Here is a 3,696-nt window from a genome sequence, read left to right as displayed (position 1 = left end):
TTGGGAGCAAAGCTCGTGTTGTAAAACACAGCTAACAAACTGTTTAAGAGGGATTCGCAACGCGTGGCATTTTCATTATGCGTTGGTTTTAGTGTTTAGGGTGGTATGCGGCGACTTCGGTATGACGTTGCTCACCCCTTAACAGGGCGTTATGTGCTTTAGAGGATAATGTACATGGAAGTGGTAGAAGCAAGTCCAGATTTAGCGCCATTATTGGCTAGTTATGCGAGAGAGTGTTTTGAGTCGGGGATTCCCAAATACTCCGGTGTTGAGCAAGATCCTGAAGCTTATTTATCTGGTTTGGTTGAACGCTCTAAAGCTGTATCAGAGTTATCAAATGGGTTCCTACCAAGTACAACTTACTATTGTATCTCTAACTCTGAAATCTTGGGGGCTATCCGAGTTCGGAAAGGCACAAATCCCAATGTTGAAAATGTCATTGGACATATCGGTTATGAAACCAGACCATCTGCACGTGGTAAAGGTGTTGCCTCATTCCTTTTGGCTTGGGTTCGTGATCACGCTGTAATCGCCCCAGTCATTGTTACTTGCTCCATCAATAATACAGCATCTCAAAAGGTTATTGAAAACTGTGGTGGTGTGTATCTTGGTAACTACACCGATGAAAGTGAGGGCACAGTAAGGCGCTACCGTTTGGCACGCACATAACAAAGCATTCAAGAGTGATTCCCAACGCATGGCATTTTTCATTCCATCGTTGAGTTTAGTGTTTACGGTGGTAAGGTTAAGTTTCGTGGTTGCGTTGCTCACACCTTAATGCGGCGTTATGTGCTTTGGTGGAAATGGATATGGAAATCACAATCAGGCGTATCAAAACAGAAAGCATTGAAGACAAAGGTATATTCGAGACTTTGTTTAGAGAGTACCTATCTGGATTCTCAGTTGAGCTAGATCTCTCAGTAATTGCTCAGTTATTTGCATTGCCTTATTTCCACGGATTTATCAGTTTTGTCGACGATAAGCCCGCCGGTTTTGCGGTTTGCTTTGAATCGTTTTCAACTTATCGTGCGCAAAGAGTGATGAATATCCATGACTTTATGGTGTCGGACAACTTTCGTGGTAAAGGTGTGGGCAAAGCGCAACTGAATGGTATCGAACAGCATTGTCGTGATAATGATTACCTCAAAATCACACTAGAGGTCGGTGATGATAATGTTGCAGCTAAAAAGCTCTACAGTTCATTGGACTACGAAGATTACAGAGTAGTTTTGACAGGGCAGCAACATTGGCAAAAGTACCTCAATTAGCACGCACATAACAAACTGTTCAAGAGGGATTCGCAACGCGTGGCATTTTCACTATGCGTTGGTTTTAGTGTTTAAGGTGGTATGCGGTGGCTTTGGTATTGCGTTGCTCACCCCTTAACAGGGCGTTATGTTGTCAAAGATTAAGTATGAAGATTTTAATATTATTTATAGCGGTATTATTGTCTGGCTGCGCTGGTTTAATTGAAAGTGCTAGTTCCCCAAATTATCGAGAACACAAAGCTCGGGACAGTGTATCGCCGAGGAATCATAAAGGTTCAAGGAAAAACAAATTAGTCGGTACTGTTGTACTCACGTTTAATATTAATAGTCAGGGTGATGTGATTGACATAATGGTTACTGATTCTGTACCTAAAGGAGTGTTCGATGCTGAAGCTGTGCGAATATTATCAAAACGGAAGTATGCGCCTTCCGAAAAAGGGGAAACTGGCCCTAAAAAAGCTAAGTTCGAGTTTAAAATTTGACACATAACAAACTGCTTAAGAGGGATTCGCAACGCGTGGCATTTTTGCTATGCGTTGATTTTAGTGCTTAAGGTGGTATGCGGCGGCTTTTGTATTGCGTTGCTCACCCCTTAGCAGGGCGTTAGGCATCCGAATTGTCTGTAAAATTTGAAATATATTATTGGAGGATAAGATTACATGACACTACATAAAGTTAAAGGTAGTGGGACCCTAATGTTTGCTACAGCTTTATTTACTATTGCCGTCATCGGTTGGCTAAATACAGCTGAACAAACTAAAGAGAATCACTTTGAACAGAAAATTATAAAACTATCTGTTGGCCATTTGGTTGATTTAGATTGTGACGAATCAACTCTTACGGAAGCAGGCTATGATCTGCCTCAGTTCGCTAATGTTAGTTCAGCAGCACTAAACCGTTGTCGGGAGGAGGTAGGCAAAAAGGACTTAGAAATTACATTTGGTGCCCTAAAAAATGTTTATTTACATCCCAGCTTAGCCGTATTAGATATGGTGATTTCTGAAGCTCAAAAATCTACTGAAAATCCTTCACATAGCTGTATTGAACATGTTGTCACTTTAACGAAAATGTGCCCTGATTTACTTCTCTACAGGTTTCGCGAGCTAGAAAGTGCATTGAATGAGATTGATTCTTACGATAACCAAATAAAATAAGACGCCTAACAATCTGTTTAAGAGTGATTCGCAACGCGTGGCATTTTTACTATGCGTTGGTTTTAGTGTTTAAGGTGGTATGCGGCAGCATCGGTATTGCGTTGCTCACCCCTTAACAGGGCGTTATACGAATGCGTGCAGACGCAAGTATCAGGCAGAGCTCCGAGTATGCTCACTCAAATAAGTATCTGATCCTCAATCCAAGATAAATATTTTTAGGTTCTGGAGCATTTGGTGCTAAAAGATAGGTGACAATAATTATGTGGTATCTGTTTAAAGATTATGTGGACACGCCAAATCATATTGAGTTTTTGATCTTTGGAGTGTCAATGATAGCTTCCTACATTGTGGCTTGTGTGTCCTGTAAATCTCGCAATATGTCAGGGTATGAAGTGCGGGTTATTGCTACAGCAGCAGGTCTTATGGTGGCAGCGCTAGTGGGGGGAGTTAAATTTACTTTTGTGTCAACTTTGCTGGTATCGATGCTTTTCACATGGCTGATGGTGAGAAAAGGCCATGCATTGGGTTGGGGATAAATCATTGTCTTCAAAGGAAATAGCCAGATTCCTAAACTTTAATTTCATCCATTGATCCAATCGGGAAAATTCGTATAACAAAGCGTTTAAGACGGATTCCCAACGCTTGGCATTTTCGGTTTGATTCAGCTTTAGTGTTTACGGCACAATGATTTAGGTTTAGTGGTCTACGTTGCTCACCACTTAACGCGGCGTTATGTTCTTTGGCTGGAGAAAGCATGGAAACAATAAAATTACTTAACTTGGAGTTTTCCACAGCTGATGCAAACTACCCAAGTATCCATCAGGAATCGGGCGACCTTCTAGTCGATTTTAACGATTGGCAAGAGAAAGCGGTCAGGCTTCATTTTTCAGATATTGTAGCATTTAAGTGGCAAATGGTATTTGACTTACATGAGGGAGAAAGGGATGACCGTTGTTATGAGATTTATGGTTCTTCGTGGCTTACAAAGCACGTTCAGTCAGAAATTATTCATGACTATGAAGGCTACAAGCATTATCGTTTGAATTTTAATGCAGTAGGACAACTTGATGTAATCGCACTAAATCTTCGAGTACGAACATAACAATCTGTTTAAGAGTGATTCGCAACGCGTGGCATTTTTACTATGCGTTGCGTTTAGTGTTTAAGGTGGTATGCGGGAGTTTCGGTATTGCGTTACTCACACCTTAACAGGGCGTTATGTTCTTGGAGGACATGGTGGAATATCAAAGGGACAGGGTAACTTTTGGCGTTTT

The 3,696-nt window shown here is 41.3% G+C and carries 6 protein-coding genes; all 6 read left to right on the top strand.

Features of this window, described 5'->3' with window-relative positions:
- The first annotated feature begins 174 nt into the window (after positions 1 to 174).
- The 6 genes from R7Q09_RS24000 (at position 175) to R7Q09_RS23970 (ending at position 3,524) form a co-directional block, all read left to right on the top strand.
- On the top strand, positions 175 to 669 hold the full coding sequence (locus R7Q09_RS24000) for a GNAT family N-acetyltransferase (protein WP_318071315.1): 495 nt from the start codon (positions 175 to 177) through the stop codon (positions 667 to 669).
- A 140-nt stretch (positions 670 to 809) separates the two neighbouring features.
- Positions 810 to 1,268 (top strand): GNAT family N-acetyltransferase, encoded by a 459-nt coding sequence (locus R7Q09_RS23995; protein WP_031781187.1) that lies wholly within the window; start codon positions 810 to 812, stop codon positions 1,266 to 1,268.
- A 146-nt stretch (positions 1,269 to 1,414) separates the two neighbouring features.
- The gene (locus R7Q09_RS23985) at positions 1,415 to 1,750 is read left to right on the top strand and encodes an energy transducer TonB (RefSeq protein WP_086587214.1); all 336 of its coding nucleotides are present in this window, start codon (positions 1,415 to 1,417) and stop codon (positions 1,748 to 1,750) included.
- Between the two features lie 177 nt (positions 1,751 to 1,927).
- Positions 1,928 to 2,422: a hypothetical protein gene (locus R7Q09_RS23980; protein WP_170894044.1), complete on the top strand. Its 495-nt coding sequence runs from the start codon at positions 1,928 to 1,930 to the stop codon at positions 2,420 to 2,422.
- A gap of 260 nt (positions 2,423 to 2,682) precedes the next feature.
- Positions 2,683 to 2,958, top strand: a complete 276-nt coding sequence (locus R7Q09_RS23975) for a hypothetical protein (protein ID WP_009698364.1) — start codon at positions 2,683 to 2,685, stop codon at positions 2,956 to 2,958.
- A 218-nt stretch (positions 2,959 to 3,176) separates the two neighbouring features.
- Positions 3,177 to 3,524 (top strand): hypothetical protein, encoded by a 348-nt coding sequence (locus R7Q09_RS23970; RefSeq protein ID WP_171346354.1) that lies wholly within the window; start codon positions 3,177 to 3,179, stop codon positions 3,522 to 3,524.
- Positions 3,525 to 3,696 lie beyond the last annotated feature (172 nt).

It is taken from the genome of Vibrio sp. 2130-1 (assembly GCF_033339515.1).
This window is presented reverse-complemented; position numbering and strand designations above follow the sequence as displayed.